Genomic DNA, 25,999 nt, shown 5'->3' on the forward strand with positions numbered 1-25,999 from the left:
CCCCTGTCCAGGGTGAAGGTGCGGTAACACGCACTGGAGGCCCGAACCCACGCATGTTGAAAAATGCGGGGATGAGGTGGGGGTAGCGGAGAAATTCCAATCGAACCCGGAGATAGCTGGTTCTCCCCGAAATAGCTTTAGGGCTAGCCTCGGAAAGAAGAATCGTGGAGGTAGAGCACTGATTGGGTGCGGGGCCCGCAAGGGTTACCAAGCTCAGTCAAACTCCGAATGCCATAGATTTAGTTCCGGGAGTCAGACAGTGAGTGCTAAGATCCATTGTCGAAAGGGAAACAGCCCAGACCATCAGCTAAGGTCCCCAAGTGTGTGTTAAGTGGGAAAGGATGTGGAGTTGCACAGACAACCAGGATGTTGGCTTAGAAGCAGCCACCATTGAAAGAGTGCGTAATAGCTCACTGGTCGAGTGACTCTGCGCCGAAAATGTAACGGGGCTAAACACACCACCGAAGCTATGGCTTGATGCTTGCATCAGGGGTAGGGGAGCGTTGAATGCGGGTTGAAGGTGTACCGTAAGGAGCGCTGGACTGCATTCAAGTGAGAATGCCGGTATGAGTAACGAAAAGATCTGTGAGAATCAGATCCGCCGAAAGCCTAAGGGTTCCTGAGGAAGGTTCGTCCGCTCAGGGTAAGTCGGGACCTAAGGCGAGGCCGATAGGCGTAGTCGAAGGACAACAGGTCGAAATTCCTGTACCACCGTAATCCGTTATGAGCGATGGGGTGACGCAGTAGGGTAGTGACGCGGACTGATGGATGTCCGTCTAAGCAGTGAGGCTGGTGTGTAGGCAAATCCGCACATCGTAAGGCTGGGCTGTGATGGGGAGCGAAAATTATAGTAGCGAAGGTCATGATCTCAGACTGCCAAGAAAAGCCTCTAGCCAGGAGAAGGTGCCCGTACCGCAAACCGACACAGGTAGGCGAGAAGAGAATTCTAAGGCGCGCGGAAGAACTCTCGTTAAGGAACTCGGCAAAATGACCCCGTAACTTCGGGAGAAGGGGTGCCTCGGTAGGGTGAATAGCCCGAGGGGGCCGCAGTGAAAAGGCCCAAGCGACTGTTTAGCAAAAACACAGGTCTGTGCGAAGCCGCAAGGCGAAGTATACGGGCTGACGCCTGCCCGGTGCTGGAAGGTTAAGGGGAGTGGTAAGCCCTTCGGGGCGAAGCTATGAACCGAAGCCCCAGTAAACGGCGGCCGTAACTATAACGGTCCTAAGGTAGCGAAATTCCTTGTCAGGTAAATTCTGACCCGCACGAATGGCGTAACGACTTGGGCGCTGTCTCAACGAGAGATCCGGTGAAATTTTAATACCTGTGAAGATGCAGGTTACCCGCGACAAGACGGAAAGACCCCATGGAGCTTTACTGCAGCTTGATATTGAATTTGGGTACGATCTGTACAGGATAGGTGGGAGCCGTTGAATCTTGAGCGCCAGCTTGAGAGGAGGCATCCTTGGGATACCACCCTGATCGTATCTAGGTTCTAACTTGGTACCGTGATCCGGTGCGAGGACAGTGTCAGGTGGGCAGTTTGACTGGGGCGGTCGCCTCCTAAAGAGTAACGGAGGCGCCCCAAGGTTCCCTCAGAATGGTTGGAAATCATTCGAAGAGTGCAAAGGCAGAAGGGAGCTTGACTGCGAGACCTACAAGTCGAGCAGGGACGAAAGTCGGGCTTAGTGATCCGGTGGTACCGCATGGAAGGGCCATCGCTCAACGGATAAAAGCTACCCTGGGGATAACAGGCTTATCTCCCCCAAGAGTCCACATCGACGGGGAGGTTTGGCACCTCGATGTCGGCTCATCGCATCCTGGGGCTGAAGTAGGTCCCAAGGGTTGGGCTGTTCGCCCATTAAAGCGGTACGCGAGCTGGGTTCAGAACGTCGTGAGACAGTTCGGTCCCTATCTGTCGTGGGCGTAGGAAATTTGAGAGGAGCTGTCCTTAGTACGAGAGGACCGGGATGGACGTACCGCTGGTGTACCAGTTGTTCCGCCAGGAGCACCGCTGGGTAGCTATGTACGGAAGGGATAAGCGCTGAAAGCATCTAAGCGTGAAGCCCCCCTCAAGATGAGATTTCCCAATTAGTAAGACCCCTTGAAGACGACGAGGTAGATAGGTTGGGGGTGGAAGTGCAGTAATGCATGGAGCTGACCAATACTAATCGGTCGAGGGCTTATCCTAAAATAAAACGCAAATAAGTTTCGGATCCAGTTTTCAGGGTGTAACCTTGAAGGTATGTAGAAATACATACAATAAGCGCATGGCTATTCATTCACACGATAAGTGATGAACTGAATAACCGTACGGTAGAATTTGCACAGCAAATTCATGTTTGGTGGCGATAGCGGAGGGGTTCCACACGTACCCATCCCGAACACGACCGTTAAGCCCTCCAGCGCCGATGGTACTTGGACCGCAGGGTCCTGGGAGAGTAGGACGTCGCCAAGCGATATCCTTTAAAGGATGATGAAGTTTTACATGTTAGGGCCTTTAGCTCAGCTGGTTAGAGCGCACCCCTGATAAGGGTGAGGTCGGTGGTTCGAGTCCACTAAGGCCCACCACTTCTAGAATAACAAAAAGATTGGGGCCATAGCTCAGCTGGGAGAGCGCCTGCCTTGCACGCAGGAGGTCAGCGGTTCGATCCCGCTTGGCTCCACCAATATTCCCTGATAGCTCAGTTGGTAGAGCACTCGACTGTTAATCGAGTTGTCACAGGTTCGAGTCCTGTTCGGGGAGCCATGTTTTGAATATTTCTGACTTTTATATATAAGGTGGCGGCGTAGCTCAGCTGGCTAGAGCGTACGGTTCATACCCGTGAGGTCGGGGGTTCGATCCCCTCTGCCGCTACTCGGAGAGATACCCAAGTGGCTATAAGGGGACCCTCTGCTAAGGGGTTAGACTGCGAAAGTGGTGCGAGGGTTCGAATCCCTCTCTCTCCGCCATAAATTTATTGGAATCAGAACTTATTTTGTAAGGCCCGTTGGTCAAGGGGTTAAGACACCTCCCTTTCACGGAGGTAACAGGGGTTCGAATCCCCTACGGGTCATAATATGGAGGCTTAGCTCAGCTGGGAGAGCATCTGCCTTACAAGCAGAGGGTCGGGGGTTCGATCCCCTCAGCCTCCACCATAAGAAAATTTGATAAATCCCTTTTAATGACGCGGGGTGGAGCAGTTCGGTAGCTCGTCGGGCTCATAACCCGAAGGTCGTAGGTTCAAATCCTGCCCCCGCAATTAATTTCCTATTGGAAATGCCTCTGGAACTGTGGTGTAGAGGCCTAACATGCCTGCCTGTCACGCAGGAGATCGCGGGTTCGAATCCCGTCAGTTCCGCCATTTTAATCTCATATATAGTTGACATATATAGTGTGGATTATATGGTGTAATAATAAAACAAAATATGGCTCGGTAGCTCAGTCGGTAGAGCAGAGGACTGAAAATCCTCGTGTCGGCGGTTCGATTCCGTCCCGAGCCACCTTTCAAGTGGGAAATGAGTAATGTGCCGGTGTAGCTCAACTGGTAGAGCAACTGACTTGTAATCAGTAGGTTGGGGGTTCAAGTCCTCTCGCCGGCACCATTTTGGAGGATTAGCGAAGTGGCCAAACGCATCAGACTGTAAATCTGCTCCCTTACGGGTTCGGTGGTTCGAATCCATCATCCTCCACCAGTCTTTTCATAATCATATGGCGGTCGTGGCGAAGTGGTTAACGCACCGGACTGTGACTCCGGCATTCGTGGGTTCAAGCCCCATCGGCCGCCCTTTATTCTTAATTTATTGGGGATTAGCCAAGCGGTAAGGCAACGGACTTTGACTCCGTCATGCATAGGTTCAAATCCTATATCCCCAGCCATTAAGAGCCATTAGCTCAGTTGGTAGAGCACCTGACTTTTAATCAGGGTGTCGAAGGTTCGAGTCCTTCATGGCTCACCATTTATAATTATTTTGCGGTCGTGGCGGAATTGGCAGACGCGCACGGTTCAGGTCCGTGTGGGCTAACCCCCGTGGAGGTTCGAGTCCTCTCGACCGCACCATATTTTGCGGACGTGGCTCAGCGGTAGAGCATCGCCTTGCCAAGGCGAGGGTCGCGGGTTCGATTCCCGTCGTCCGCTCCATTATCCATACGGCGCCATAGCCAAGTGGTAAGGCAAAGCTCTGCAAAAGCTTCATCCCCAGTTCAAATCTGGGTGGCGCCTTGACTGCTCATTATGGATTTAAATATGCGCCCTTAGCTCAGCTGGATAGAGCGTTTGACTACGAATCAAAAGGCCGGGAGTTCGAATCTCTCAGGGCGCGCCATTTCTTAAAAAAAGTATAATGTCGGGATGTAGCTCAGCTTGGTAGAGCACCTGGTTTGGGACCAGGGGGTCGCATGTTCAAATCGTGTCATCCCGATACTGATTTGCGGGTGTAGTTCAATGGTAGAACTCCAGCCTTCCAAGCTGGTAGCGTGGGTTCGATTCCCATCACCCGCTTTTTGCTATAGCGGATTCTTGTTGCCTCAGTGGTGACACCTTATAAATAAAGAGAGCCTGTCTGGGGACAGAGCTCTCTCTTTTTTTGTATTTATCTTCATGTACCCACAATGTGTTGATTATTCATAATCTCGGTATCGGTGTATATCGTTCTGATCATACAACTGGTATACACCGATAACCGATCTAGTGGACAGTTTTTACACGGGAATGGTCAGCTGGATGGAGGTTCCCTCATCTGGAGCAGAGGTCATGCTCATAAATCCCCCTACCCCTCTAGCTCGTTCTTCCATACTGAACAATCCAACTCCCTCTCCTTGGGACTTTCCAGAGAATCCAATGCCCTCATCCCGAATGGTCACTTGTATCATTTCATCTTGATCCTCAACATCGACATATGCCTCCGCTACATCTGCATATTTGGCTACATTCGTTAATGCCTCCTGTACAATCCGATAAATTGCTATTTCCTTGCGAATATCAAGGCGTTTACGTAGAGTGCATTGAAAATGCACCTCAATCCCGTAATGAGAACAGAAGTTTTCAATATAGGTTCTTATAGCTGGGACGACACCCAAATCATCCAGAACTGAGGGACGAAGTTCCCACGCTAGACCACGAACATCTTTGATGATGTCGGTCACCTGCGAACGAAGACTCTCCAGAGCAGCACTAGGTTGTTCGGCAAGTTGGCTATCTAACTGAATAATAAGTGAAAACAAGCTTTGTCCTATCCCATCATGTAGCTCTCTTGAAAAGCGTTTACGTTCTTCTTCCTGTATTTGCATGACTTGCGTCATCATAGACTGGAGTTCTGCTTCTACTTTCTTCAGTTTAGTGACCTCATTACGAATCGCTAAGTACTGATAGGGTTTACCTTCCTCGTCCATAAACGGAACGATCGTAGTATTCACCCAGTAGTAGCTGTTATCTTTAGCACGATTACGTATTTCTCCTTGCCAAACCTCACCTGAACGGATTGTAGTCCACAGGTTTTTCATGAAGGCAGGGGTATGATAGCCTGAATTAATGAGACGATGATCCTGACCGATCAGCTCTTCACGACTGTATTGCGAAATCTCACAGAACTTGTCGTTCACGTACTGAATAATACCTCGATGATCGGTCAAAGCAACGATGGAAGACGTATCTAGAGCAAATTTAAGATTGGATAGTTGGTGGAGTGAGTTACGCAGTGCATGGAGAAAAGGGGACTCTGGTATATAAATTTCCAGATCATTCAGCAGTGTATCGGTTGATTCACCAAAGGCATGCTGCAGTAAAGGATTAGAAGGTTCATTCATAATGGAGAAGCCCCTTTTTTAGTGCGAATTTGACTAGCTCAGGTCGTGTTTTCAAGTTAAGCTTCTCCATAAGGTTACTTTTATGGGACTCTACGGTTTTGACGCTAATCACTAGGTGCTCGGCAATTTCCTTGTTGGCATATCCTTTGGCTACCCACGATAGAATCTCCTTTTCCCGCTCAGATAGGGATTCATAGGGTCCGGCTATGCCTTCCTGTTTGATTTTGTCCAGATATTCACTCATCAGTCGTTTGGTTGCATTCGGGTACAAATAGGCACTACCCTCGGCTACAGACTGGATGGCAGCGAGCAACTCCTCGTGAGGTGCGCTTTTTAAAATATATCCGGATGCTCCAGCCTGAATGGCCCGGAACAGATATTCTTCATCATCATGCATTGTTAAAATAAGGACTTCTGTGTCGGGCAACTTTTTTTTTAATTCAGTGGTTGCCGTGAGACCATCTTTGCCAGGTGGCATGCTAAAATCCATGAGCACGACATTAGGTTGTAGCTCCACTGCCTTGTGGATTGCCTCATCCCCGTCTGCTGCATCTCCTACTACCTTGATACCGTTTTTGCCGTCCAATAGGGCCATGAGGCCAGAACGTACGACAACGTGATCATCCACTACTAGTATACGAATCAATTTGTCATCCCCTCGAACGGTAAAAAAAACCGTGCGTTTTGTCATAATCATAGCAAATTTTAGGGATTTCAATCAACAAAGATAGTTAGGGACAGTGATATCAAGTATTTTATGAGTTTCATTATCTACAGAAACATTGTTGATCTATGGAGTAAGAGGGTAAGCACATAGTTGGCTAAGGCGTTGAGCGACTTGAGTGGCCTCGGCTACATCAGACTCTGTGAACATCCTCACATCACGATTACCAAGAAGCAGCACACCGTTGGGCAGATCCCCTGTGCTGGAAAAGGGAATAGCAACAGCAGAGTGAAGCTGCTCGGCCAGCATTAGTGCACATTCCTGACGCAAACGTATACTACCTGATAGCAAAGCACTTACAGTCACGGTACGTCCCAAGCGAACAGCCATCCCGGCAATACCATGGCCAATCTTAAAAGAAATAAGGCGATAGCGATTGCTTCGGCTACCGGAGGCGTAATACCAATGCAACTTACCACCCGACTTGGACATAAATGCAAGGGCAGTGAGATCACCATAAATAGTATCTCTCAACTGGTTCAGTTCTTTTCGCATTTCATCCGTTATTTGTAGCATAGAAGACACATCCTTTTTCATAACCAAACTATATCTCTAATTCATTGTAGTTCCGACAGTTACAAAAGTAGATCAGGGAACCCCCTGATCTATAGGTGCAGGAAACACTGACTTTTCATCAGGTCGGGTAAGGAGTAGGGAAAAGGCCGATAAATGGGGCATTAGCTTACCTCGGAAGTGATATTTATCACAGTAAATCAGGGAGTAGGAAGGTATAAAATCAGGTGTTCTCCCGATAACAACCCAGGCATTAAAACATTATGATATAGATATCAGGTAAACACGAGGAGGACGCTAACATGCAAGCCACTTGTATGGAACGGTTTGGGGACGAAGCGGAACGCACGGGAATTCAGATTTATTTGACAGAAGAACATTTGGATCTGCTAAAAGATATTATGTCCTGGAAGAAGGTAAAGGCAGGCGTTATGCTTTTCCGAGAGGGCGATGATGCAGAGCAGCTTTATTATATACATTCAGGTCATGTTAAACTTCGTAAATCGACAGAAGATGGTAAAGAACTGATTCTGACCATTCAGCATCAAGGCGACTTAATTGGGGAATTTAGCGGGATAGATGGAGAAGAGTATAGTTGCACTGCGGAAACAGCCGATGTGTGTGAGTTAGGCGTCGTGCTTGTTAAGGATTTGGAGTCGCTCTTGTCCAAAAATGGGGAAATGGCACTTCAGTTCATCCAGTGGATGGCGATGAAGCAACGCATTATGCAATCGCGTTTTCGGGACTTACTGTTGTATGGTAAAACTGGAGCGCTAGCGTCTACATTGATCCGTGCTAGCAATACATGTGGCGTGGCTGTGAAGGATGGCATTTTACTAAATATGAAGCTAAGTCACTCTGAATTAGGTGAGATGATTGGAGCGACGCGAGAGAGTGTGAACCGGATGCTGAGCGCGCTGAAAGAGCAGGGAACCCTAGATACAAGGGATGGAAAGATTGTCATTCACGATCTCAAGGTATTACGTGGCATGTGCTGCTGTCCTTCGTACGGCCAATGTGCCCATGAAATTTGTCGCCTCTAATATTATGAATACCATTAGGCGGGGTCCAAGAGGCTTCGCCTTGTTGCATGTCTTCTAACAATCTAGCACATGGGGTAACGGGGTTAACGAACAAAATAGATTACAAAAAAACTAATTAACGTCGTATAGCGGTTAATTACCAATAATGTATTTATATTAAATGGAACTGAACACATGGCATTTTATGAACTAGCTGTTTTGAAATAACATTGGAGCTAATAATGGTTGACTAAAAGGTGAAAGGGATTTTAAGTTTGAAAAAGGGATTATTTACAAGTTGCTTTCTTTTGCTGAAAATGATATATTATTTGAGCTGAAAACAAAACAGCAGTTTCAAAAGCAAAAAGCTTGGGTGAAACGATCTTCAAAAAAAGAAAAAAATAACCCTTGCATTTTTGAAACGAACATGATATGATCTTATAGCTGCTGAAAAACGCAGCGAAAGAGGAATGTTTGGTCTTTGAAAACTGAACAACGAGTGAGTGAAACGATTTTGTTCGCAAAATCAAACAAGAGATATTTTATCTCGTCAGTTTCAAAATGAGCTTATCGCTCTTTCTATAAACCGACTTCGGTTGGTCTTTAATGGAGAGTTTGATCCTGGCTCAGGACGAACGCTGGCGGCGTGCCTAATACATGCAAGTCGAGCGGGGTTATGTAGAAGCTTGCTTCTACATAACCTAGCGGCGGACGGGTGAGTAACACGTAGGCAACCTGCCCACAAGACAGGGATAACTACCGGAAACGGTAGCTAATACCCGATACATCCTTTTCCTGCATGGGAGAAGGAGGAAAGACGGAGCAATCTGTCACTTGTGGATGGGCCTGCGGCGCATTAGCTAGTTGGTGGGGTAAAGGCCTACCAAGGCGACGATGCGTAGCCGACCTGAGAGGGTGATCGGCCACACTGGGACTGAGACACGGCCCAGACTCCTACGGGAGGCAGCAGTAGGGAATCTTCCGCAATGGGCGAAAGCCTGACGGAGCAACGCCGCGTGAGTGATGAAGGTTTTCGGATCGTAAAGCTCTGTTGCCAGGGAAGAACGTCTTGTAGAGTAACTGCTACAAGAGTGACGGTACCTGAGAAGAAAGCCCCGGCTAACTACGTGCCAGCAGCCGCGGTAATACGTAGGGGGCAAGCGTTGTCCGGAATTATTGGGCGTAAAGCGCGCGCAGGCGGCTCTTTAAGTCTGGTGTTTAATCCCGAGGCTCAACTTCGGGTCGCACTGGAAACTGGGGAGCTTGAGTGCAGAAGAGGAGAGTGGAATTCCACGTGTAGCGGTGAAATGCGTAGATATGTGGAGGAACACCAGTGGCGAAGGCGACTCTCTGGGCTGTAACTGACGCTGAGGCGCGAAAGCGTGGGGAGCAAACAGGATTAGATACCCTGGTAGTCCACGCCGTAAACGATGAATGCTAGGTGTTAGGGGTTTCGATACCCTTGGTGCCGAAGTTAACACATTAAGCATTCCGCCTGGGGAGTACGGTCGCAAGACTGAAACTCAAAGGAATTGACGGGGACCCGCACAAGCAGTGGAGTATGTGGTTTAATTCGAAGCAACGCGAAGAACCTTACCAGGTCTTGACATCCCTCTGATCGGTCTAGAGATAGACCTTTCCTTCGGGACAGAGGAGACAGGTGGTGCATGGTTGTCGTCAGCTCGTGTCGTGAGATGTTGGGTTAAGTCCCGCAACGAGCGCAACCCTTATGCTTAGTTGCCAGCAGGTCAAGCTGGGCACTCTAAGCAGACTGCCGGTGACAAACCGGAGGAAGGTGGGGATGACGTCAAATCATCATGCCCCTTATGACCTGGGCTACACACGTACTACAATGGCCGGTACAACGGGAAGCGAAATCGCGAGGTGGAGCCAATCCTAGAAAAGCCGGTCTCAGTTCGGATTGTAGGCTGCAACTCGCCTACATGAAGTCGGAATTGCTAGTAATCGCGGATCAGCATGCCGCGGTGAATACGTTCCCGGGTCTTGTACACACCGCCCGTCACACCACGAGAGTTTACAACACCCGAAGTCGGTGGGGTAACCCGCAAGGGAGCCAGCCGCCGAAGGTGGGGTAGATGATTGGGGTGAAGTCGTAACAAGGTAGCCGTATCGGAAGGTGCGGCTGGATCACCTCCTTTCTATGGAGAATCGTTTCCTGCAACGGAAACATTCAAATATGAAGCGTAAGCTTCAAAACTCAGGTTTAGGCCTGTTACTCACTCGTTGCTCAGTTTTGAGAGCTCAAACTCTCAAGCTTCGACGAATGTTTCATTCACACATCCGTGTGGAACCGAAATATTCATCGGGTTTCGCTTCGATGAAGCGAATTGCACCTTGAAAACTGGATACCGAAACGAAATTGCGTTTTAGAATATTCCTTTAAGCTGATCTTGTGTAAACAAGTGAAATAAAGGTAGCAGGTAAGGAAAGATCTTTTGCCTTTGGCAAAAATCATTCTTTATCGAACATCGACATTTTCTTTCTTTGAAAGAAAAGTCTAGGTTAAGCTACAAAGAGCACACGGAGGATGCCTAGGCGCCAGGAGCCGACGAAGGACGTGGCGAACAACGATAAGGCCTCGGGGAGCTGTAAGCAAGCTTTGATCCGGGGATGTCCGAATGGGGAAACCCGGCTGTCTTCATCGACAGTCACTTTCTGCTGAATACATAGGCAGAATAGAGGCAGACCAGGGGAACTGAAACATCTAAGTACCCTGAGGAAGAGAAAACAATAGTGATTCCGTCAGTAGCGGCGAGCGAACGCGGATTAGCCCAAACCAAGGAGCTTGCTCCTTGGGGTTGTGGGACGTCTCACATGGAGTTACAAAGGAACCGGTTAGATGAAGAGGTCTGGAAAGGCCCGCCAGAGAAGGTAAAAGCCCTGTAGTTCAAAACTTGTTCTCTCCGAGACGGATCCCGAGTAGTGCGGGGCACGTGAAACCCCGTATGAATCCGGCAGGACCATCTGCCAAGGCTAAATACTCCCTGGCGACCGATAGTGAAGCAGTACCGTGAGGGAAAGGTGAAAAGCACCCCGGAAGGGGAGTGAAATAGATCCTGAAACCGTGTGCTTACAAGAAGTCAGAGCCCTATTTATGGGTGATGGCGTGCCTTTTGTAGAATGAACCGGCGAGTTACGTTCCCGTGCAAGGTTAAGGTGAAGAGCTGAAGCCGCAGCGAAAGCGAGTCTGAATAGGGCGAATGAGTACGTGGACGTAGACCCGAAACCGGGTGATCTACCCCTGTCCAGGGTGAAGGTGCGGTAACACGCACTGGAGGCCCGAACCCACGCATGTTGAAAAATGCGGGGATGAGGTGGGGGTAGCGGAGAAATTCCAATCGAACCCGGAGATAGCTGGTTCTCCCCGAAATAGCTTTAGGGCTAGCCTCGGAAAGAAGAATCGTGGAGGTAGAGCACTGATTGGGTGCGGGGCCCGCAAGGGTTACCAAGCTCAGTCAAACTCCGAATGCCATAGATTTAGTTCCGGGAGTCAGACAGTGAGTGCTAAGATCCATTGTCGAAAGGGAAACAGCCCAGACCATCAGCTAAGGTCCCCAAGTGTGTGTTAAGTGGGAAAGGATGTGGAGTTGCACAGACAACCAGGATGTTGGCTTAGAAGCAGCCACCATTGAAAGAGTGCGTAATAGCTCACTGGTCGAGTGACTCTGCGCCGAAAATGTAACGGGGCTAAACACACCACCGAAGCTATGGCTTGATGCTTGCATCAGGGGTAGGGGAGCGTTGAATGCGGGTTGAAGGTGTACCGTAAGGAGCGCTGGACTGCATTCAAGTGAGAATGCCGGTATGAGTAACGAAAAGATCTGTGAGAATCAGATCCGCCGAAAGCCTAAGGGTTCCTGAGGAAGGTTCGTCCGCTCAGGGTAAGTCGGGACCTAAGGCGAGGCCGATAGGCGTAGTCGAAGGACAACAGGTCGAAATTCCTGTACCACCGTAATCCGTTATGAGCGATGGGGTGACGCAGTAGGGTAGTGACGCGGACTGATGGATGTCCGTCTAAGCAGTGAGGCTGGTGTGTAGGCAAATCCGCACATCGTAAGGCTGGGCTGTGATGGGGAGCGAAAATTATAGTAGCGAAGGTCATGATCTCAGACTGCCAAGAAAAGCCTCTAGCCAGGAGAAGGTGCCCGTACCGCAAACCGACACAGGTAGGCGAGAAGAGAATTCTAAGGCGCGCGGAAGAACTCTCGTTAAGGAACTCGGCAAAATGACCCCGTAACTTCGGGAGAAGGGGTGCCTCGGTAGGGTGAATAGCCCGAGGGGGCCGCAGTGAAAAGGCCCAAGCGACTGTTTAGCAAAAACACAGGTCTGTGCGAAGCCGCAAGGCGAAGTATACGGGCTGACGCCTGCCCGGTGCTGGAAGGTTAAGGGGAGTGGTAAGCCCTTCGGGGCGAAGCTATGAACCGAAGCCCCAGTAAACGGCGGCCGTAACTATAACGGTCCTAAGGTAGCGAAATTCCTTGTCAGGTAAATTCTGACCCGCACGAATGGCGTAACGACTTGGGCGCTGTCTCAACGAGAGATCCGGTGAAATTTTAATACCTGTGAAGATGCAGGTTACCCGCGACAAGACGGAAAGACCCCATGGAGCTTTACTGCAGCTTGATATTGAATTTGGGTACGATCTGTACAGGATAGGTGGGAGCCGTTGAATCTTGAGCGCCAGCTTGAGAGGAGGCATCCTTGGGATACCACCCTGATCGTATCTAGGTTCTAACTTGGTACCGTGATCCGGTGCGAGGACAGTGTCAGGTGGGCAGTTTGACTGGGGCGGTCGCCTCCTAAAGAGTAACGGAGGCGCCCCAAGGTTCCCTCAGAATGGTTGGAAATCATTCGAAGAGTGCAAAGGCAGAAGGGAGCTTGACTGCGAGACCTACAAGTCGAGCAGGGACGAAAGTCGGGCTTAGTGATCCGGTGGTACCGCATGGAAGGGCCATCGCTCAACGGATAAAAGCTACCCTGGGGATAACAGGCTTATCTCCCCCAAGAGTCCACATCGACGGGGAGGTTTGGCACCTCGATGTCGGCTCATCGCATCCTGGGGCTGAAGTAGGTCCCAAGGGTTGGGCTGTTCGCCCATTAAAGCGGTACGCGAGCTGGGTTCAGAACGTCGTGAGACAGTTCGGTCCCTATCTGTCGTGGGCGTAGGAAATTTGAGAGGAGCTGTCCTTAGTACGAGAGGACCGGGATGGACGTACCGCTGGTGTACCAGTTGTTCCGCCAGGAGCACCGCTGGGTAGCTATGTACGGAAGGGATAAGCGCTGAAAGCATCTAAGCGTGAAGCCCCCCTCAAGATGAGATTTCCCAATTAGTAAGACCCCTTGAAGACGACGAGGTAGATAGGTTGGGGGTGGAAGTGCAGTAATGCATGGAGCTGACCAATACTAATCGGTCGAGGGCTTATCCTAAAATAAAACGCAAATAAGTTTCGGATCCAGTTTTCAGGGTGTAACCTTGAAGGTATGTAGAAATACATACAACAAGCGCATGGCTATTCATTCACACGTTAAGTGATGAACCGAATAACCGTACGGTAGAATTTACGATGTAAATTCATGTTTGGTGGCGATAGCGGAGGGGTTCCACACGTACCCATCCCGAACACGACCGTTAAGCCCTCCAGCGCCGATGGTACTTGGACCGCAGGGTCCTGGGAGAGTAGGACGTCGCCAAGCAAGATAAAAGAGCACAGCCTTAACGGGCTGTGCTCTTTTTCCTATAACCGATTCATTTATCATTCACATGAAAGATCTTTCTCATGGATTCGGTCAAAAGTTTTATGATATCCTGGTTGTCCTTTGTATAGTGGTGCTTAGTTAGCATTTTTAACTAAGGACAGTATTAACTGGGGAAGTTAATCTATTTCAACCTGTTCTGTCTGAAGGACACTCAAGGCTTGAAGTTTACGGGTAATTTCTTTTTGCCACTTGGTATCTCCGACTTGTACGGCAAGATTGAGAAGGTCCAAATAATCATCAATATGCAGGGAGGTTTTACTGAAAGTTTCTTTCACTGCGGTCCTGCCTCCTTTAAAGTCTATGTGTATTTATCATTTAATAATGATAATCATTATCAAAATATGATCTTATTCATATTATGCCTGTGTTCTAGATAAATTGCAAGTTATGATATGAATGAATTTTGAAGCACGCAAATGAGGGCTTGAAAAAACAAACCCTTCTCCTTAAGTTCACGCATTGTTCACGTCTTTTCTATGGAACATAATGAAAAGAACAAGCGGGATTGAGTGTCCACCAATAAGGAGGGCAAATTGCGCAATGCTTCAACAAGAGGAGGAAAAGGACCATGAGCAGAACAAAAATGAAAGCGTTTGCCGTTGCGATGGTGAGCGCCTTGGCATTGACGCTGGCAGCTTGTAATAACGGACAAAGCGCAAGTCCGGGAAATTCAGGAGAACCGAGCAGAGGCACCGAAACGAAAGATGTTACGATTACCTTTCAGAACATTAATCCTGATCCGAGCACCCCTTCGTACAAAATGATTAAGCAAATTGTAGGTCAATACGAGCAGGATCATCCTCATGTCAAAATTGAATTGGATTCGCTAAATACAGATCAACAAAAGCTTAAGCTGAAGACACAGGCAGCGGCGAAGGAAGTACCTGATATCACGATTGTAAACCCGGCTGCACAGATGAAGCCATTCGTAGATGCCGGGCTGCTGGCTCCATTAAACGATGTGGCTGATAAAGAGGGGTTAAAAGATACATTTCAGAATGGACTTCTTAATTACTATAGTTTCGACGATAAGCTCTACGCTTTTCCGGATGGCAACAATATAGAAGTGGTGTTTTACAATAAGGAACTGTTCAAGCAGGCGGGAATCCAGAAGTTGCCGACCACCTTTGCCGAGCTGATTACGACGGTCAAAACGCTGAAGGCGAAGGGAATTACTCCGATTGCCATTGGGGAAAAGGATTCATGGACGGGGTCCCTCCTTTTTATGAACATTTTGTTGCGTACGAATGAAGGACCGAATTTTCTCAATGATGTACTGGACGGCAAAAAGACGTTTAACGACCCGGCTTTTGTGGAAGCGGTGGATGCATTTCAGGAATTGGTGCAGGCAGGAGCTTTCCCGGATGGAGCTACATCTATTGACTACAATGCAGGTGGTAATATTTTTAAAACAGGAAAAGCCGCGATGTATATCATGGGTACATGGGAAACGGGGTCTATTGATGCTTCTTCGGTAGCGGGTAAGGTAGGAGCGTTTCAATTCCCTACGGTGAATGGCAAGGGTGATGTGAATGAGTATGTAATTGCGCCGGGCAGCGCATTTGCGGTATCTGCGAACAGTGAACATTTACAGGAGACGAAGGATTTTCTGCACTATTTTATTACGGAGATGCCCAAAATTCAGTTTGATCTGAAAAATGCGATTGGCAGTGGTCAGAAAATGAAAGGTGATCTGAAGGAAGCGGGCTACTCCGAGTTAGCGATTAGTCTTAATGAGCTGTTCAAGAATGTAAAAGGGGGCGATCTCGCTTTTGATAATACGATGAATCCGGCTATTGCGCAGGCGCATCTGAGTAGCATTCAAAACCTGTTCGTGCAAAAGGAAGACTCTGCACAAGTTGCCAAGGAACATCAGAACACTTTTGAAGCGAATAAATAAGTGAGGATTTTGCAAAAATCCAATAAACGACTCCCAATGAACAATGATCGGAATGGCCTAGTTCGTCTAGATATTGCACTTTGGAGCGACTGGAATCGAATTTTGCAAAATCCTGAAGTAGCTGACACTAGGGAGGGGGCAGAGTGCTCCTTCCCTGATTGGAAATCATGTAGGTTGTGCATCCTCAGAAGATGTTCAGAATCAACACAAAGGAGATTAGAGCATGAATGTACTGAAGGTGCCAGCACGTACCATTGCCGTTTTCGTGCTACCCTGCCTGTTGTTGTATACCTGTATGGTATTTGTTCCGATTCTGGTGTCGGTGTATTGCGGATTGCTGGATTGGAACGGAATCGCCGAGGCAAAGTTCGTGGGGCTGGCTAATTTTGAACGGATTTTTACAGCAGATTCAGTGTTCTGGCCGTCCGTGAAACGGACTATGATGTTCGCTGTGTTTTCCATGCTGGAAATTCCGTTTTGTCTGTTGCTGGCGATCTTGCTTAATCGTTATGTGCGTAAGGCCAATACGCTGGTTACGATGTATTTTCTGCCGGTTATTCTATCGGTGGTCATTATCGGGCAGCTGTGGAAGACGATCTATAATCCAGCTTCGATGGGTGGAATGCTGAACGGTATTTTGCTGGCGATTGGGCTGGAAAGCTGGACGCGCTCATGGCTGACGGAACCGCAGATAGCGATGTACGCCCTCTATTTTGTATCGTTGTGGCAGTATTTTGGCTATCATTTGCTTATCCAGTTTACCGGGGTACAAAATATACCGAATGAGCTGTACGAAGCAGCCAAAATTGATGGAGCTGAAGGATTCAAAGCAGACCGCTATATTACGCTGCCGCTCATTGTACCTATTTTCAAGATATCAATTGTATTAGCATTTATCGGCTCCCTGCAATCATTTGATTTGATCTGGGTGATGACGGGTGGAGGACCAGCTCATGCAACGGATACAGTATCTACGTATATGTACAATATGTCCTTTTTATCGATGAAATACGGATATGGCAGTGCATTAGCTTCAATTCTCGTAGTGATTTGCTTGTCATTTACAATTGTGATAAATTTTGTTTTCAAACGAATCGAAAATAAGGTAAGCTAAAGGAGATGGAACTGTTGAATGCCTTAAAAAAAACGGGAGTCTTTTCCTTATTGGCAATCTTAATTGTCACGCAGCTGTATCCACTCTTTTGGCTGCTGACCTATTCGTTGAAGACGAATGAAGAGATATTGAGCTCAAGCTTCTTTGCACTCCCTCAAGTGCCCCAGTGGCACAACTATCAGGAAGCCTATGAATCAGGGAGCTACTTGCGCTATTTAGGAAACAGTGTGCTGGTGACCGGGGTTACGATGATTTTCGTCATTTTATTAAGCTCAATGACTGCTTATGCGATTACACGTTTTCGTTGGCGCTTCGGGGCTGTTGTGCTGACTTTGTTTCTGATCGGGATGATGATCCCGATGCAAGCTACACTGCTGCCGCTGATGGTGATGTTTAAAAACGTCCATATTCTGAATACGTATTTCTCACTGATTTTACCCTACATTGCTTTTCAGACACCGATTGCGGTCTTCATCCTATCCGGCTTTATGCGGTCCATTCCCCACGAAATTGAAGAATCCGCTTACATTGACGGAGCAAGCATTTATCGTATTTTCCGCAGTGTAATCTTACCCATCTCGATTCCGCCTATCATGACGGTATGTATTTTAACTTTCATTAACATCTGGAATGAATACATTATGGCTGCCACCTTTATCTCGTCCGAGAAGCTCAAAACTCTCCCTTTCGGCGTATATACGTTCGTCAGCCAGTATTCTGTGAACTACGGTAATATTGGTGCTTTTCTAGTCATGGGTGCCTTACCGGTCATTATTATTTATTTTGTTCTGTCCGAAAATATCACCAAGGGCATGGTTGCGGGAGCGGTTAAAGGATAGGCGGCCGATGCGAAAGGAGCGCACGGAGGTATGCTGCGCCGTTTTCAATCCATTCAATACCGCTTGTTTGTTCTGTTCCTGTTGAGCATGTCCGGCATTGTGCTGGCGGTCAGTCTATTATTTTACAACCGTACTACGGTGCAGTTCCATGATAAGGTCAGCGAGCTGGCGCGTAAAAATGTATCCCAGACGGCAGGCCTGTTCGAATTGCTACTCGGCAGCTATAACAGTCTCTCCAAATCGATCAGCAACAATATGGAATTGGTTCGTCTGTTGACGACGGATAGTAGTGATTTACCTGCTGTCAATTACATCAACGAACGTACGATTACGAATATTCTGGGCGCTATCTATTATTCGCGTGAGGATCTGATTGGCATCCATGTCATCACAGACACAGGCAAGGTATATAACTATGGCAATTATATGAATGTCATTGATACTCATTACGAACATACGGAATGGTATAAGGAAATTCGAAAGTCGGCGGGCAAAATTGCATGGCTGGGCGTGTATCCTCATTCTGTCATTGATCAGGTGGAAACCAGACCCGTGTTTGCGTTTGGACGGCAGCTCTATGATCTGGATGAGCACAAGCCGATTGGTATTGTCCTGTTTGAGGCTGAGCCGCGTTCTGTTTTGTCCGCTCTCCACAATTTGCGGCTGGGCACCAATAGTCAGGTATATTTGTTAGGTCATGAAAATCGAATTGTGTCGGCCACTTCCTCTGATCCGCCACCGGATTTGCAAAATCTAGAGCAGCAGGTACCGGAGGAGGATGTTATTGTAAATCGAAGTAATGAAAAAGTTGTAATCGCTTCCAAGTTGCCGTTTGCCGACTGGTCTGTGATTAGTGTGACACCTAGTGAGGATCTGAACGTGGAGCTGGTGCAAAATCAAAGGTACTTATTTATCGTGGCACCTATACTTATTATTGTGTCGGCGTTAATTGCATCTATCGTCTCCAGGGGCATTTCCCTTCCACTCAAGCGAGTCATTCGGGAAATGAAGCGGGTAGAGACAGGAAATTTCCGTCATACGGTAAACACCAAATCCTATGAAGAAATTAATCAGCTAGCTACTTCTTTTAACCATATGGTAAGACGGATTGCAGAGCTGATTGAGCTGGTGCGTATATCATCAGTCAGCGAAAAAAATGCAGAGCTGCACGCGCTTCAGACGCAGGTCAATCCACATTTTCTATATAATACGCTGGATATGATCTATTGGATGCTGGATGAAAAGGGACAAGATCAGCTCGGAGAGGTGGTTCTCTCCTTATCCCATATGTTCCGTTACAGCAGCCATTGCGAAGAGGGGACCGATGTAAGCCTTTGTGAAGAAGTGGAGCAGGTTGGCCACTATCTCACCATTATCCAAGCCCGGCTGGAGGGCAGGGTATCCGTAGACATCAATATTGAAGAACGATGGATGGATATCCGCTTGCCGAAAATGACCTTACAGCCATTGATTGAAAATGCGGTGAAGCACGGACTGGAGCCTCTTCATGCGGATACAGGTGGCAAGCTGCTCGTCAGAGCGGAGGAATATGGCGGTGTATTGAGCCTGCACATCATCGACAACGGTGCAGGGATGGAGTACGAACGATGGGAGGTGGTCCAGGTCGCTTTGGCAGAACCCGGCAAACAGGCGGGCAGCGGGCAGGCGGGAGGCATCGGCCTGCAAAACCTAAATTTACGGCTACGGCACATGTTCGGAGAAGAGTACGGCCTACGGATCTCTAGCGTACCTGGGGCCGGAACAACAGTCACTGTAAGTGTGCCTCTGCCACAGAAGGAGGAGAAACATGAATATTCTGATAGCTGACGATGAAAATATGATTCGGCAGGGGATTCGGCGTACCATTGGCCAAGCTCTACCAACCTGCGGCATTCATCTCGCTGCTTCCACCGAGGAGGCAGCAGGCATTCTGGCGGAGCATCCTGTAGATATTGTATTAACTGATATCCTGATGCCCGGTATGGATGGTCTGGAATTCATGCGTATTTCTAAGCGAAAGCATCCTCATCTGCAGTGGGTTGTTATTTCGGCCCATTCCGACTTCCATTATGCACAAAGAGCAGTAAAGCTGGGTGCCAAAGACTACCTGTTAAAGCCGATTGGTAAAAGAAAGCTGCTGGAATGCATTGAAATACTGGCAGCCGAAGCGCTTGTGGCCTCGCAGCAGGCGAACGAGGGTAGGCTTCTCAAATCCAATATGGTTTATTTGCGTGAAGCCGTTTTCCAACGCTATGCCCTTGGACTGGACACGGGCAAGCTGGATATACAGCCTTTTGTCGAAAATTATCCGGAATTCCATCTCTTCATGGTTCGTATGGAACCTGATCACAAGCAGACGCATTTGGAGCATTTTATGATTGAAAATGTACTGTCCGAGCTCATTGAGGCAGGAGGCAGCGGCTTTGTCGTCAGTCTAGACCGCCATAGTCTCCTGGGCATTGCAAGGCTAAGGGATGAGGCAGAGGCCGCACGGCTAGAGACATTGCTCGAATCCCATTTGAAGCGTTATGTGAAGGTGCCCCTACAAATTACACGTTCGGGTGTTCATCACAATTTTGCCTCCATACCTGAAGAGGTGGCGCGACTAAGACGTACGCCAGAGGAGATTGCAGCCGCAGCAGCGGATACAGGAGAATGTCTCCGCAAAGGCATGCATACGGTAGATGTGGCATTGCAATACATTCGGGCTCACTTTACAGAGGAGCTGTCGCTGGAGAAGGTGGCTTCAATCGTATTTTTGAATCCGGTGTATTTCAGCCAGTTATTCAAGCAAAAGATGGGACAAGGCTACAAGGATTACGTCATTTGCTTGCGTATGGAGGAGGCGAAGCGGCTGCTCAGTGATCCTCATCTGCGGCTGGCTGATATTTCAGAGCGGATCGGTTATCAGGATATGAGGCATTTTACACAGGTATTCCGGCGCAAATGTGGAATGACTCCAACCGAGTATCGACATCAGGGAGTCAAATAAGGCGGTATCAACGACCGAATGAAGGAAGTTCTTCAAGCATCAGACTGTTTCAGGAGTAGAGCGGTAGAGCATCTACTCGGGAGCAGTCTTTTTCGTGTCTCCAGCTTGTAGCAGTTCAACAAATTTGCGAGCTGCATTGGATAAATAACGATCCTTGCGCCATACGACGGCAGGCCGTGTGAAGGGGAATGGCTCCTTAATGGAGAGTGTGCGAAATCTGTCCCCGTATTCTTGTCCTAAGCCAGCGTCTGGAATAATGGTAATTCCCATGCCTGTGGAAACGAGCGAGAGAATGGTCGATATTTCTGGACAGTCCAGTACGACGTGCGGAATAAGATGGTGTTCCTGAAATTTGCGGATGACGGTTTCGTATAGTCCGTGTCCTTCTGTTCGGCGTCCCAACAAGAGGTCATAGCTGGCAGCTTCCTCTAAGGTAATTTCCCCACTGGGATGGCGATCTGCCCATTCACACGGAAGAACCGCAACAAAAGAAACTCCCTCCAGTTCAATCGTATGGTACGATTTGTCATCTACCGGAAGCAGCAGCAGGGCCAGATCCACTTTATTTTGGTGCAGCAGTTCTTCCAGATGATGTGTGTCTCCGTGTCCTATTTTAACGTATACCTCTGGAAAATCCTGATGAAAGCGGCTGAGTTGTTCAGTAATCAGAGACATACAGGCGGATGACGTGCCTATGGAAAGTGTACCAGTTACTTTGTTTTCAAACTCCCCAATTTCTCTACAGGTGTCCTCCATTTCAGCCAATAATCGCTTGGCGCGTGTATACAGTGTATATCCGGCCTCGGTTACCTCCCACTTCTTTCCTTCACGGTAAATCAGCTTTACGCCAAGCTCGTCCTCCATATTTTTGAGTTGTTGACTCAGCGGAGGCTGGGCCATGTTGAGCGTTCTGGCGGCCTTGGTGATTTGCCCTTCCTCCACGATGACGCAAAAGTAATGCAGATGCTTCATGTCCATTGGGATTCCTCCTTATTTCTAAAGAACGCTTCAATTTGGATACTTTTAAAGTATGTATTCCATATATTATATATATTTTTCGTGTGCAAGGAACAGGCGTATAATTTTTGACAGTAATGCATGGGTGAACATAAAACGATGGGGTGGAAGGAGGGGACATATGAAGAAAATCATTGTAGGAATATCGGGAGCGACAGGATCGATCTTCGGTATCCGTATATTACAACAATTACGAGAGGCTGGAGTCCAAAGCCATCTGGTGCTATCCCCGTGGGCTATTGCGAACATTCCCTATGAGACAGGCTACACGGTGAAGGAAGTGGAGGCAATGGCGGATGCAGTCTACTCGTATAAGGATCAGGCTGCGCGTATTTCCAGCGGCTCCTTTCGAGTAGACGGCATGGTCGTCGCTCCTTGCAGCATGAAGACCCTTGCCTCTATTCGTATAGGTATGGCGGACAACCTGCTTACCCGATCAGCGGATGTGATACTGAAGGAGCGAAAGAAGCTGCTGCTCATGACCAGGGAAACACCATTAAGCAGTATCCATCTGGAAAATATGCTGGAGCTGTCACGTATGGGCGTGATGATCCTGCCGCCGATGCCTGCCTTTTATAATCATCCTGCAAGTATCGAGGAATTAGTGGATCATATTGTTTTTCGTGCATTGGATCAGTTCGGTATTGTCACAACCGCAGCCAAACGCTGGGATGGAATGAAGCAGAATGACTCCAGGCTGCACCAGAATTGAGAAATCGAAAGACGAAGGAGAATGAACAATGGCTTATAAAGACTTTCGCGATTTTCTACACACCTTGGAAAAGGAGGGACAATTACTCACGATCAGCGATGAGGTAAAGCCGGAGCCGGACCTCGCAGCAGCTAACAGAGCATTAAACAATCTTGGAGATAAGACGCCTGCTCTCTTTTTCAACAACATCTATGGATATACGGATGCTCGTATTGCAATGAATGTGATGGGCTCCTGGCCCAATCATGCCCTCATGATGGGAATGCCAAAAAACACGCCGCTCAAGGAGCAGTTTTTTGAATTTGCCAGACGCTATGAACAATTCCCGGTGCCCGTGAAGCGGGAAGAAACCGCACCCTTTCATGAAGTCGAGATTACAGAGGATATTAATTTGTTTGATATTTTGCCGTTGTTTCGTTTGAATCAGGGGGACGGAGGGTTTTATCTGGATAAAGCAATTCTAGTTTCACGCGATCTGGATGACCCGGACACCTACGGTAAGCAAAATGTCGGTTTGTACCGGATGCAGGTAAAAGGCAAGAACCGTTTGGGCATCCAGCCTGTACCACAGCATGATATTGCGATCCATATCCGTCAGGCTGAGGAGCGCGGCGAAAATCTGAAGGTCGCTATTGCCCTCGGATGTGAGCCTGTGATTACAACGGCTGCTTCTACGCCGCTGCTGTACGATCAATCCGAATATGAGATGGCGGGCGCCATTCAGGGTGAGCCTTACCGTGTGGTCAAAGCGAAGGATGCAGATTTGGATCTGCCTTGGGGAGCTGAGGTCATTTTGGAAGGCGAAGTATTAGCAGGTGAACGTGAGTATGAAGGTCCATTCGGTGAATTCACAGGTCACTATTCCGGCGGTCGCGCGATGCCAGTCATTCAGATTAATCGTGTATATCACCGCAAACAGCCTATCTTTGAGCATCTGTACATCGGGATGCCTTGGACGGAAACGGATTATATGATCGGTGTGAATACAAGTGTACCGTTGTTTCAGCAGCTTAAGGATGCTTTTCCTAATGAAATCGTAGCCGTTAATGCCATGTATACGCATGGGCTGGTCGCTATTATTTCCACGAAAACCCGGTATGGCGGCTTTGCAAAGGCTGTGGGAATGCGTGCGTTAACGACTCCGCATGGATTAGGGTATTGCAAGCTGGTCATTGTGGTGGATGAGGATGTCGATCCGTTCAATCTGCCGCAGGTCATGTGGGCTTTATCCACCAAGCTTCATCCAAAGCATGATACTGTCATAGTCCCAGGCTTGTCTATTTTACCGCTTGACCCCGGTTCTGACCCGGCAGGTATGACGCACAAAATGATATTGGATGCGACGACACCTGTAGCACCGGATATTAGAGGACATTACTCGCAGTCGCTCGATTCCCCGTTGGGTGTAGCAGAATGGGAGAAAAAGTTGAGCCAAATGCTTCGCTAAATATTTTAAAAACAAAAAAAGATTAAAGGAGTGCTGACAGATGCATATTTGTCCCCGTTGTGAATCTAATCGTTCGGAGGTTGTTACCCGCTCGCCAGTTAAAGGCGCCTGGGAGGTTTTGTTGTGCCCTGTATGCCTGTTCACATGGCGGACCTCAGAACCGGATAGCATTACTGATCCAGCAAAGTATAAATCGGCGTTCAAGGTAAACCCCAAAGATATTCCGAATGCTGCTCATGTTCCTCCTATTCCAGAGCGGATATAGGGTCGTTCGTAAGTAGCCGTAAATTATGGTACTTTGAAGTTATAGGCCAAATGTAAAGGGGATTATACTTCATGCAGACACCAAGGATCGGTAAGGAACTGTTCACGCTACTGGACGGTAAGGTATTGGAGGACAAGCAGCATGAAGCAATGATGCTGCTGACGGTCACGGAAGATCAGTGGCCGCACATAGCGATGATTAGTGTGGGCGAAGTTGTAGCGCTGGACGAGGGGAATTTGCGTCTGGCACTATGGCCAGGCACGACCACGACGGGCAACATGATTCGTACCAGGAAGGCGACGCTTGCGGTGTTTACCGGGGGGAAGGCGCATTATGTGCGGTTGTCGCTGGAACATCTGCCTGCTTTGCCCGGAGCCAAGCATGTACGTGAGCGATTTGCGGCTCATGTTGTTGCATCCAGAGGAGATTCGGCCCAATATGCGGATATCTTGACAGGTGTCACGGTCCGTCTCAAGGAACCGGAATCGGTGATCCATCGCTGGAAGGAAACGGTGGCCGAGCTGTTAATGTAAAGCCATCTGATTATGACAAATAATCTATGTATTTACCAAGTTTACCGTTAAAATAAATGCGGGGAATAAGCGCTTACAAGGGATCGCGCTGAGCTTGTTAGAACAGGAAATTAGAGCGCGAGGGGAAGGTTGTTTCTTTTGAAGTAAAAATAGGAGGGATGAATATGTCTCGTTTTGACAAGGTAGATCAGCTATTGAAACATTTCGTAGCAAATGGGCCAGCAGGTTGCGGTTGTGCCATTGCCCAGAATGGTCAAGTGTTGTATGAAGGATATCATGGATATGCTGATCTGGAAGCCCGAAAGCCAATCACTGAGGATACAGTGTATCGCTTGTTTTCCATGACAAAAGTTGTTGTCTGTGCGGCTGCACTTATGCTGTACGAACGCGGGGAATTTTTGTTGAATGAGCCTTTGTATGAATATTTTCCCGAATATCGTAATGCGCATGTATTCAAAACCGCTCCTAACGGATACACCTATGTGGATAAGGCGGAGAATCCCATTTTAATTAAGCATATATTCAATATGAGTGTGGGTCTTCCTTACGCTTCCGAGTCTTCAGAGACAGGACGGGCAATGCAAAAGGTCCTTAGAACGTTAAAGGAAAAGCAGGGGAAATATGATCTGCGCACAGAAATTAAAGCGCTTTCTGATATTCCACTTTCATTTGAGCCGGGAACACGCTGGTTATATGGATATGGACATGACCTGGTTGCAGGTCTTATTGAAGTGATTTCAGGTAAATCATTAGGGCAATTCCTAAAGGATGAAATATTTGATCCGCTTGGAATGAACAATACAGGTTACCGATATCGTGGAGATATTGAATCGCGAATGGCCTCCTTTTACCAACGAACAGACGCCGGAGAGCTAGAAAAAATAGAGGGTTTCTTGGATGAATATCATCAGCCCGATGCTATATATGAAAGTGGGGGCGCAGGTCTGTATTCGACAGTTAAGGAGTACCTTACATTTTCACAAATGCTGTCGAATGGAGGTATGGTAGATGGTGTGAGGCTATTAGGGAGAAAAACTATTGATTTAATGCGCACCAATCATCTGAATACAGATCAATTATTGGATTTTACTAATTCTTATCATACAGGTTATGGTTACGGACTGGGCGTGCGCACGTTAATTGATAAAGCGGCTGGGCATGCAAATAGTTCTATTGGAGAATTTGGCTGGACGGGAGTAGCAGGCACTTGGGTTTCTATAGATCCAAGCGAACAATTCTCCGTCGTTTATATGCACCAACTGGCTCCTAATATGGAAGAATACCATCATTTGAGAGTTCGCGCAGCAGCTTATAGCTGTTTGTAAATGCGAGGTTGTGGGTCTGTTGGGGAAACTCTTCA

The 25,999-nt window shown here is 48.1% G+C and carries 16 protein-coding genes, 21 tRNA genes and 5 rRNA genes (1 of these 42 only partly in view); 37 read left to right on the plus strand and 5 right to left on the minus strand.

The window, feature by feature from the left end; all coding sequences use genetic code 11:
- From JOE49_RS07555 to JOE49_RS07665, 23 genes are all read left to right on the plus strand, one after another.
- Positions 1–2,189, plus strand: a 23S ribosomal RNA gene (locus JOE49_RS07555); it begins 738 nt to the left of the window's first position.
- A 150-nt stretch (positions 2,190–2,339) separates the two neighbouring features.
- A 5S ribosomal RNA gene (rrf, locus tag JOE49_RS07560) occupies positions 2,340–2,456 on the plus strand.
- A gap of 36 nt (positions 2,457–2,492) precedes the next feature.
- Positions 2,493–2,569, plus strand: a tRNA-Ile gene (locus JOE49_RS07565).
- Between the two features lie 22 nt (positions 2,570–2,591).
- Positions 2,592–2,667, plus strand: a tRNA-Ala gene (locus tag JOE49_RS07570).
- A 4-nt stretch (positions 2,668–2,671) separates the two neighbouring features.
- Positions 2,672–2,747: transfer RNA gene (locus JOE49_RS07575), tRNA-Asn, on the plus strand.
- A 34-nt stretch (positions 2,748–2,781) separates the two neighbouring features.
- Positions 2,782–2,855, plus strand: a tRNA-Met gene (locus JOE49_RS07580).
- 3 nt (positions 2,856–2,858) lie between these two features.
- Positions 2,859–2,950 (plus strand) — tRNA-Ser (locus JOE49_RS07585).
- Positions 2,951–2,982: 32 nt separating this feature from the next.
- Positions 2,983–3,054 (plus strand) — tRNA-Glu (locus tag JOE49_RS07590).
- Between the two features lie 6 nt (positions 3,055–3,060).
- Positions 3,061–3,136, plus strand: a tRNA-Val gene (locus tag JOE49_RS07595).
- 30 nt (positions 3,137–3,166) lie between these two features.
- Positions 3,167–3,240, plus strand: a tRNA-Met gene (locus JOE49_RS07600).
- A gap of 25 nt (positions 3,241–3,265) precedes the next feature.
- Positions 3,266–3,342: transfer RNA gene (locus JOE49_RS07605), tRNA-Asp, on the plus strand.
- Between the two features lie 66 nt (positions 3,343–3,408).
- Positions 3,409–3,481: transfer RNA gene (locus JOE49_RS07610), tRNA-Phe, on the plus strand.
- A gap of 26 nt (positions 3,482–3,507) precedes the next feature.
- Positions 3,508–3,583: transfer RNA gene (locus tag JOE49_RS07615), tRNA-Thr, on the plus strand.
- A 4-nt stretch (positions 3,584–3,587) separates the two neighbouring features.
- Positions 3,588–3,673 (plus strand) — tRNA-Tyr (locus JOE49_RS07620).
- A gap of 19 nt (positions 3,674–3,692) precedes the next feature.
- Positions 3,693–3,765 (plus strand) — tRNA-His (locus JOE49_RS07625).
- Positions 3,766–3,782: 17 nt separating this feature from the next.
- Positions 3,783–3,857: transfer RNA gene (locus tag JOE49_RS07630), tRNA-Gln, on the plus strand.
- Between the two features lie 4 nt (positions 3,858–3,861).
- A tRNA-Lys gene (locus JOE49_RS07635) sits at positions 3,862–3,937 on the plus strand.
- A 14-nt stretch (positions 3,938–3,951) separates the two neighbouring features.
- Positions 3,952–4,038: transfer RNA gene (locus JOE49_RS07640), tRNA-Leu, on the plus strand.
- A gap of 6 nt (positions 4,039–4,044) precedes the next feature.
- Positions 4,045–4,119 (plus strand) — tRNA-Gly (locus JOE49_RS07645).
- A 10-nt stretch (positions 4,120–4,129) separates the two neighbouring features.
- A tRNA-Cys gene (locus JOE49_RS07650) sits at positions 4,130–4,200 on the plus strand.
- 26 nt (positions 4,201–4,226) lie between these two features.
- Positions 4,227–4,303: transfer RNA gene (locus tag JOE49_RS07655), tRNA-Arg, on the plus strand.
- A gap of 22 nt (positions 4,304–4,325) precedes the next feature.
- A tRNA-Pro gene (locus tag JOE49_RS07660) sits at positions 4,326–4,399 on the plus strand.
- A 9-nt stretch (positions 4,400–4,408) separates the two neighbouring features.
- Positions 4,409–4,479 (plus strand) — tRNA-Gly (locus tag JOE49_RS07665).
- Positions 4,480–4,679: 200 nt separating this feature from the next.
- Here the strand turns inward: JOE49_RS07665 and JOE49_RS07670 are convergent.
- From JOE49_RS07670 to JOE49_RS07680, 3 genes are all read right to left on the minus strand, one after another.
- Positions 4,680–5,783: a PAS domain-containing sensor histidine kinase gene (locus tag JOE49_RS07670; protein ID WP_023986656.1), complete on the minus strand. Its 1,104-nt coding sequence runs from the start codon at positions 5,781–5,783 to the stop codon at positions 4,680–4,682.
- Positions 5,776–6,429, minus strand: coding sequence for a response regulator (locus JOE49_RS07675; RefSeq protein WP_023986657.1), 654 nt, complete (start codon positions 6,427–6,429; stop codon positions 5,776–5,778). Before JOE49_RS07675 ends, JOE49_RS07670 begins: the two co-directional genes overlap by 8 nt.
- Before the next feature lie 144 nt (positions 6,430–6,573).
- Complete coding sequence (locus JOE49_RS07680; protein ID WP_028542674.1) at positions 6,574–7,023, minus strand: GAF domain-containing protein; 450 nt, start codon at positions 7,021–7,023, stop codon at positions 6,574–6,576.
- Between the two features lie 299 nt (positions 7,024–7,322).
- Between JOE49_RS07680 and JOE49_RS07685 the strand changes: the two genes are divergently transcribed.
- From JOE49_RS07685 to rrf (JOE49_RS07700), 4 genes are all read left to right on the plus strand, one after another.
- Positions 7,323–8,063 carry a Crp/Fnr family transcriptional regulator gene (locus JOE49_RS07685; RefSeq protein ID WP_023986659.1) on the plus strand — a complete coding sequence of 247 codons (741 nt, stop codon included), beginning with the start codon at positions 7,323–7,325 and terminating at the stop codon, positions 8,061–8,063.
- Positions 8,064–8,645: 582 nt separating this feature from the next.
- A 16S ribosomal RNA gene (locus JOE49_RS07690) occupies positions 8,646–10,201 on the plus strand.
- A 362-nt stretch (positions 10,202–10,563) separates the two neighbouring features.
- Positions 10,564–13,490, plus strand: a 23S ribosomal RNA gene (locus JOE49_RS07695).
- Positions 13,491–13,640: 150 nt separating this feature from the next.
- Positions 13,641–13,757 (plus strand): 5S ribosomal RNA (gene rrf / locus JOE49_RS07700).
- Together the 16S, 23S and 5S rRNA genes form the textbook arrangement of a ribosomal RNA operon.
- A 179-nt stretch (positions 13,758–13,936) precedes the next feature.
- Here the strand turns inward: rrf (JOE49_RS07700) and JOE49_RS07705 are convergent.
- The gene (locus tag JOE49_RS07705; protein ID WP_165147892.1) at positions 13,937–14,095 is read right to left on the minus strand and encodes a hypothetical protein; all 159 of its coding nucleotides are present in this window, start codon (positions 14,093–14,095) and stop codon (positions 13,937–13,939) included.
- A 293-nt stretch (positions 14,096–14,388) separates the two neighbouring features.
- Between JOE49_RS07705 and JOE49_RS07710 the strand changes: the two genes are divergently transcribed.
- From JOE49_RS07710 to JOE49_RS07730, 5 genes are all read left to right on the plus strand, one after another.
- Positions 14,389–15,720 (plus strand): extracellular solute-binding protein, encoded by a 1,332-nt coding sequence (locus tag JOE49_RS07710; RefSeq protein ID WP_209940837.1) that lies wholly within the window; start codon positions 14,389–14,391, stop codon positions 15,718–15,720.
- Between the two features lie 223 nt (positions 15,721–15,943).
- Positions 15,944–16,834 carry a carbohydrate ABC transporter permease gene (locus JOE49_RS07715; RefSeq protein WP_023986662.1) on the plus strand — a complete coding sequence of 297 codons (891 nt, stop codon included), beginning with the start codon at positions 15,944–15,946 and terminating at the stop codon, positions 16,832–16,834.
- 5 nt (positions 16,835–16,839) lie between these two features.
- A complete protein-coding gene (locus JOE49_RS07720) occupies positions 16,840–17,673 on the plus strand; it encodes a carbohydrate ABC transporter permease (RefSeq protein WP_013308419.1) in 834 nt (277 codons plus the stop codon).
- 30 nt (positions 17,674–17,703) lie between these two features.
- Entirely contained in the window at positions 17,704–19,500 is a 1,797-nt protein-coding gene (locus tag JOE49_RS07725; RefSeq protein WP_209940838.1) for a sensor histidine kinase, read from the plus strand.
- Positions 19,481–20,665, plus strand: coding sequence for a response regulator (locus JOE49_RS07730; protein ID WP_076159136.1), 1,185 nt, complete (start codon positions 19,481–19,483; stop codon positions 20,663–20,665). The genes JOE49_RS07725 and JOE49_RS07730 overlap by 20 nt, the downstream gene beginning before the upstream one ends.
- A gap of 72 nt (positions 20,666–20,737) precedes the next feature.
- Here the strand turns inward: JOE49_RS07730 and JOE49_RS07735 are convergent, their stop codons facing one another.
- Positions 20,738–21,643, minus strand: coding sequence for a LysR family transcriptional regulator (locus JOE49_RS07735; RefSeq protein ID WP_076159133.1), 906 nt, complete (start codon positions 21,641–21,643; stop codon positions 20,738–20,740).
- Positions 21,644–21,803: 160 nt separating this feature from the next.
- Between JOE49_RS07735 and JOE49_RS07740 the strand changes: the two genes are divergently transcribed.
- The 5 genes from JOE49_RS07740 to JOE49_RS07760 all read left to right on the plus strand — a co-directional run bounded on the left by JOE49_RS07740 (position 21,804) and on the right by JOE49_RS07760 (position 25,964).
- Entirely contained in the window at positions 21,804–22,394 is a 591-nt protein-coding gene (locus JOE49_RS07740) for a flavin prenyltransferase UbiX (protein ID WP_013369033.1), read from the plus strand.
- 28 nt (positions 22,395–22,422) lie between these two features.
- Positions 22,423–23,841, plus strand: coding sequence for a non-oxidative hydroxyarylic acid decarboxylases subunit C (locus JOE49_RS07745; RefSeq protein WP_209940839.1), 1,419 nt, complete (start codon positions 22,423–22,425; stop codon positions 23,839–23,841).
- A gap of 40 nt (positions 23,842–23,881) precedes the next feature.
- Positions 23,882–24,106, plus strand: coding sequence for a non-oxidative hydroxyarylic acid decarboxylases subunit D (locus JOE49_RS07750; protein WP_053324466.1), 225 nt, complete (start codon positions 23,882–23,884; stop codon positions 24,104–24,106).
- 71 nt (positions 24,107–24,177) lie between these two features.
- On the plus strand, positions 24,178–24,639 hold the full coding sequence (locus JOE49_RS07755) for a pyridoxamine 5'-phosphate oxidase family protein (protein WP_209940840.1): 462 nt from the start codon (positions 24,178–24,180) through the stop codon (positions 24,637–24,639).
- A gap of 164 nt (positions 24,640–24,803) precedes the next feature.
- Positions 24,804–25,964, plus strand: coding sequence for a serine hydrolase domain-containing protein (locus JOE49_RS07760; protein ID WP_209940841.1), 1,161 nt, complete (start codon positions 24,804–24,806; stop codon positions 25,962–25,964).
- Positions 25,965–25,999 lie beyond the last annotated feature (35 nt).

The sequence above is a fragment of the Paenibacillus sp. PvR133 genome (assembly GCF_017833155.1).
Classification (GTDB): Bacteria; Bacillota; Bacilli; order Paenibacillales; family Paenibacillaceae; genus Paenibacillus; species Paenibacillus polymyxa_B.

Excerpts from the sequence above, each read along its gene's own strand:
- JOE49_RS07670 (WP_023986656.1), bottom strand. The coding sequence starts at position 5,783 with ATGAATGAACCTTCTAATCCTTTACTGCAGCATGCCTTTGGTGAATCA.
- JOE49_RS07680 (WP_028542674.1), bottom strand. The coding sequence starts at position 7,023 with ATGCTACAAATAACGGATGAAATGCGAAAAGAACTGAACCAGTTGAGA.
- JOE49_RS07685 (WP_023986659.1), top strand. The coding sequence starts at position 7,323 with ATGCAAGCCACTTGTATGGAACGGTTTGGGGACGAAGCGGAACGCACG.
- JOE49_RS07710 (WP_209940837.1), top strand. The coding sequence starts at position 14,389 with ATGAGCAGAACAAAAATGAAAGCGTTTGCCGTTGCGATGGTGAGCGCC.
- JOE49_RS07715 (WP_023986662.1), top strand. The coding sequence starts at position 15,944 with ATGAATGTACTGAAGGTGCCAGCACGTACCATTGCCGTTTTCGTGCTA.
- JOE49_RS07720 (WP_013308419.1), top strand. The coding sequence starts at position 16,840 with ATGGAACTGTTGAATGCCTTAAAAAAAACGGGAGTCTTTTCCTTATTG.
- JOE49_RS07725 (WP_209940838.1), top strand. The coding sequence starts at position 17,704 with ATGCTGCGCCGTTTTCAATCCATTCAATACCGCTTGTTTGTTCTGTTC.
- JOE49_RS07730 (WP_076159136.1), top strand. The coding sequence starts at position 19,481 with ATGAATATTCTGATAGCTGACGATGAAAATATGATTCGGCAGGGGATT.
- JOE49_RS07735 (WP_076159133.1), bottom strand. The coding sequence starts at position 21,643 with ATGGACATGAAGCATCTGCATTACTTTTGCGTCATCGTGGAGGAAGGG.
- JOE49_RS07740 (WP_013369033.1), top strand. The coding sequence starts at position 21,804 with ATGAAGAAAATCATTGTAGGAATATCGGGAGCGACAGGATCGATCTTC.
- JOE49_RS07745 (WP_209940839.1), top strand. The coding sequence starts at position 22,423 with ATGGCTTATAAAGACTTTCGCGATTTTCTACACACCTTGGAAAAGGAG.
- JOE49_RS07750 (WP_053324466.1), top strand. The coding sequence starts at position 23,882 with ATGCATATTTGTCCCCGTTGTGAATCTAATCGTTCGGAGGTTGTTACC.
- JOE49_RS07755 (WP_209940840.1), top strand. The coding sequence starts at position 24,178 with ATGCAGACACCAAGGATCGGTAAGGAACTGTTCACGCTACTGGACGGT.
- JOE49_RS07760 (WP_209940841.1), top strand. The coding sequence starts at position 24,804 with ATGTCTCGTTTTGACAAGGTAGATCAGCTATTGAAACATTTCGTAGCA.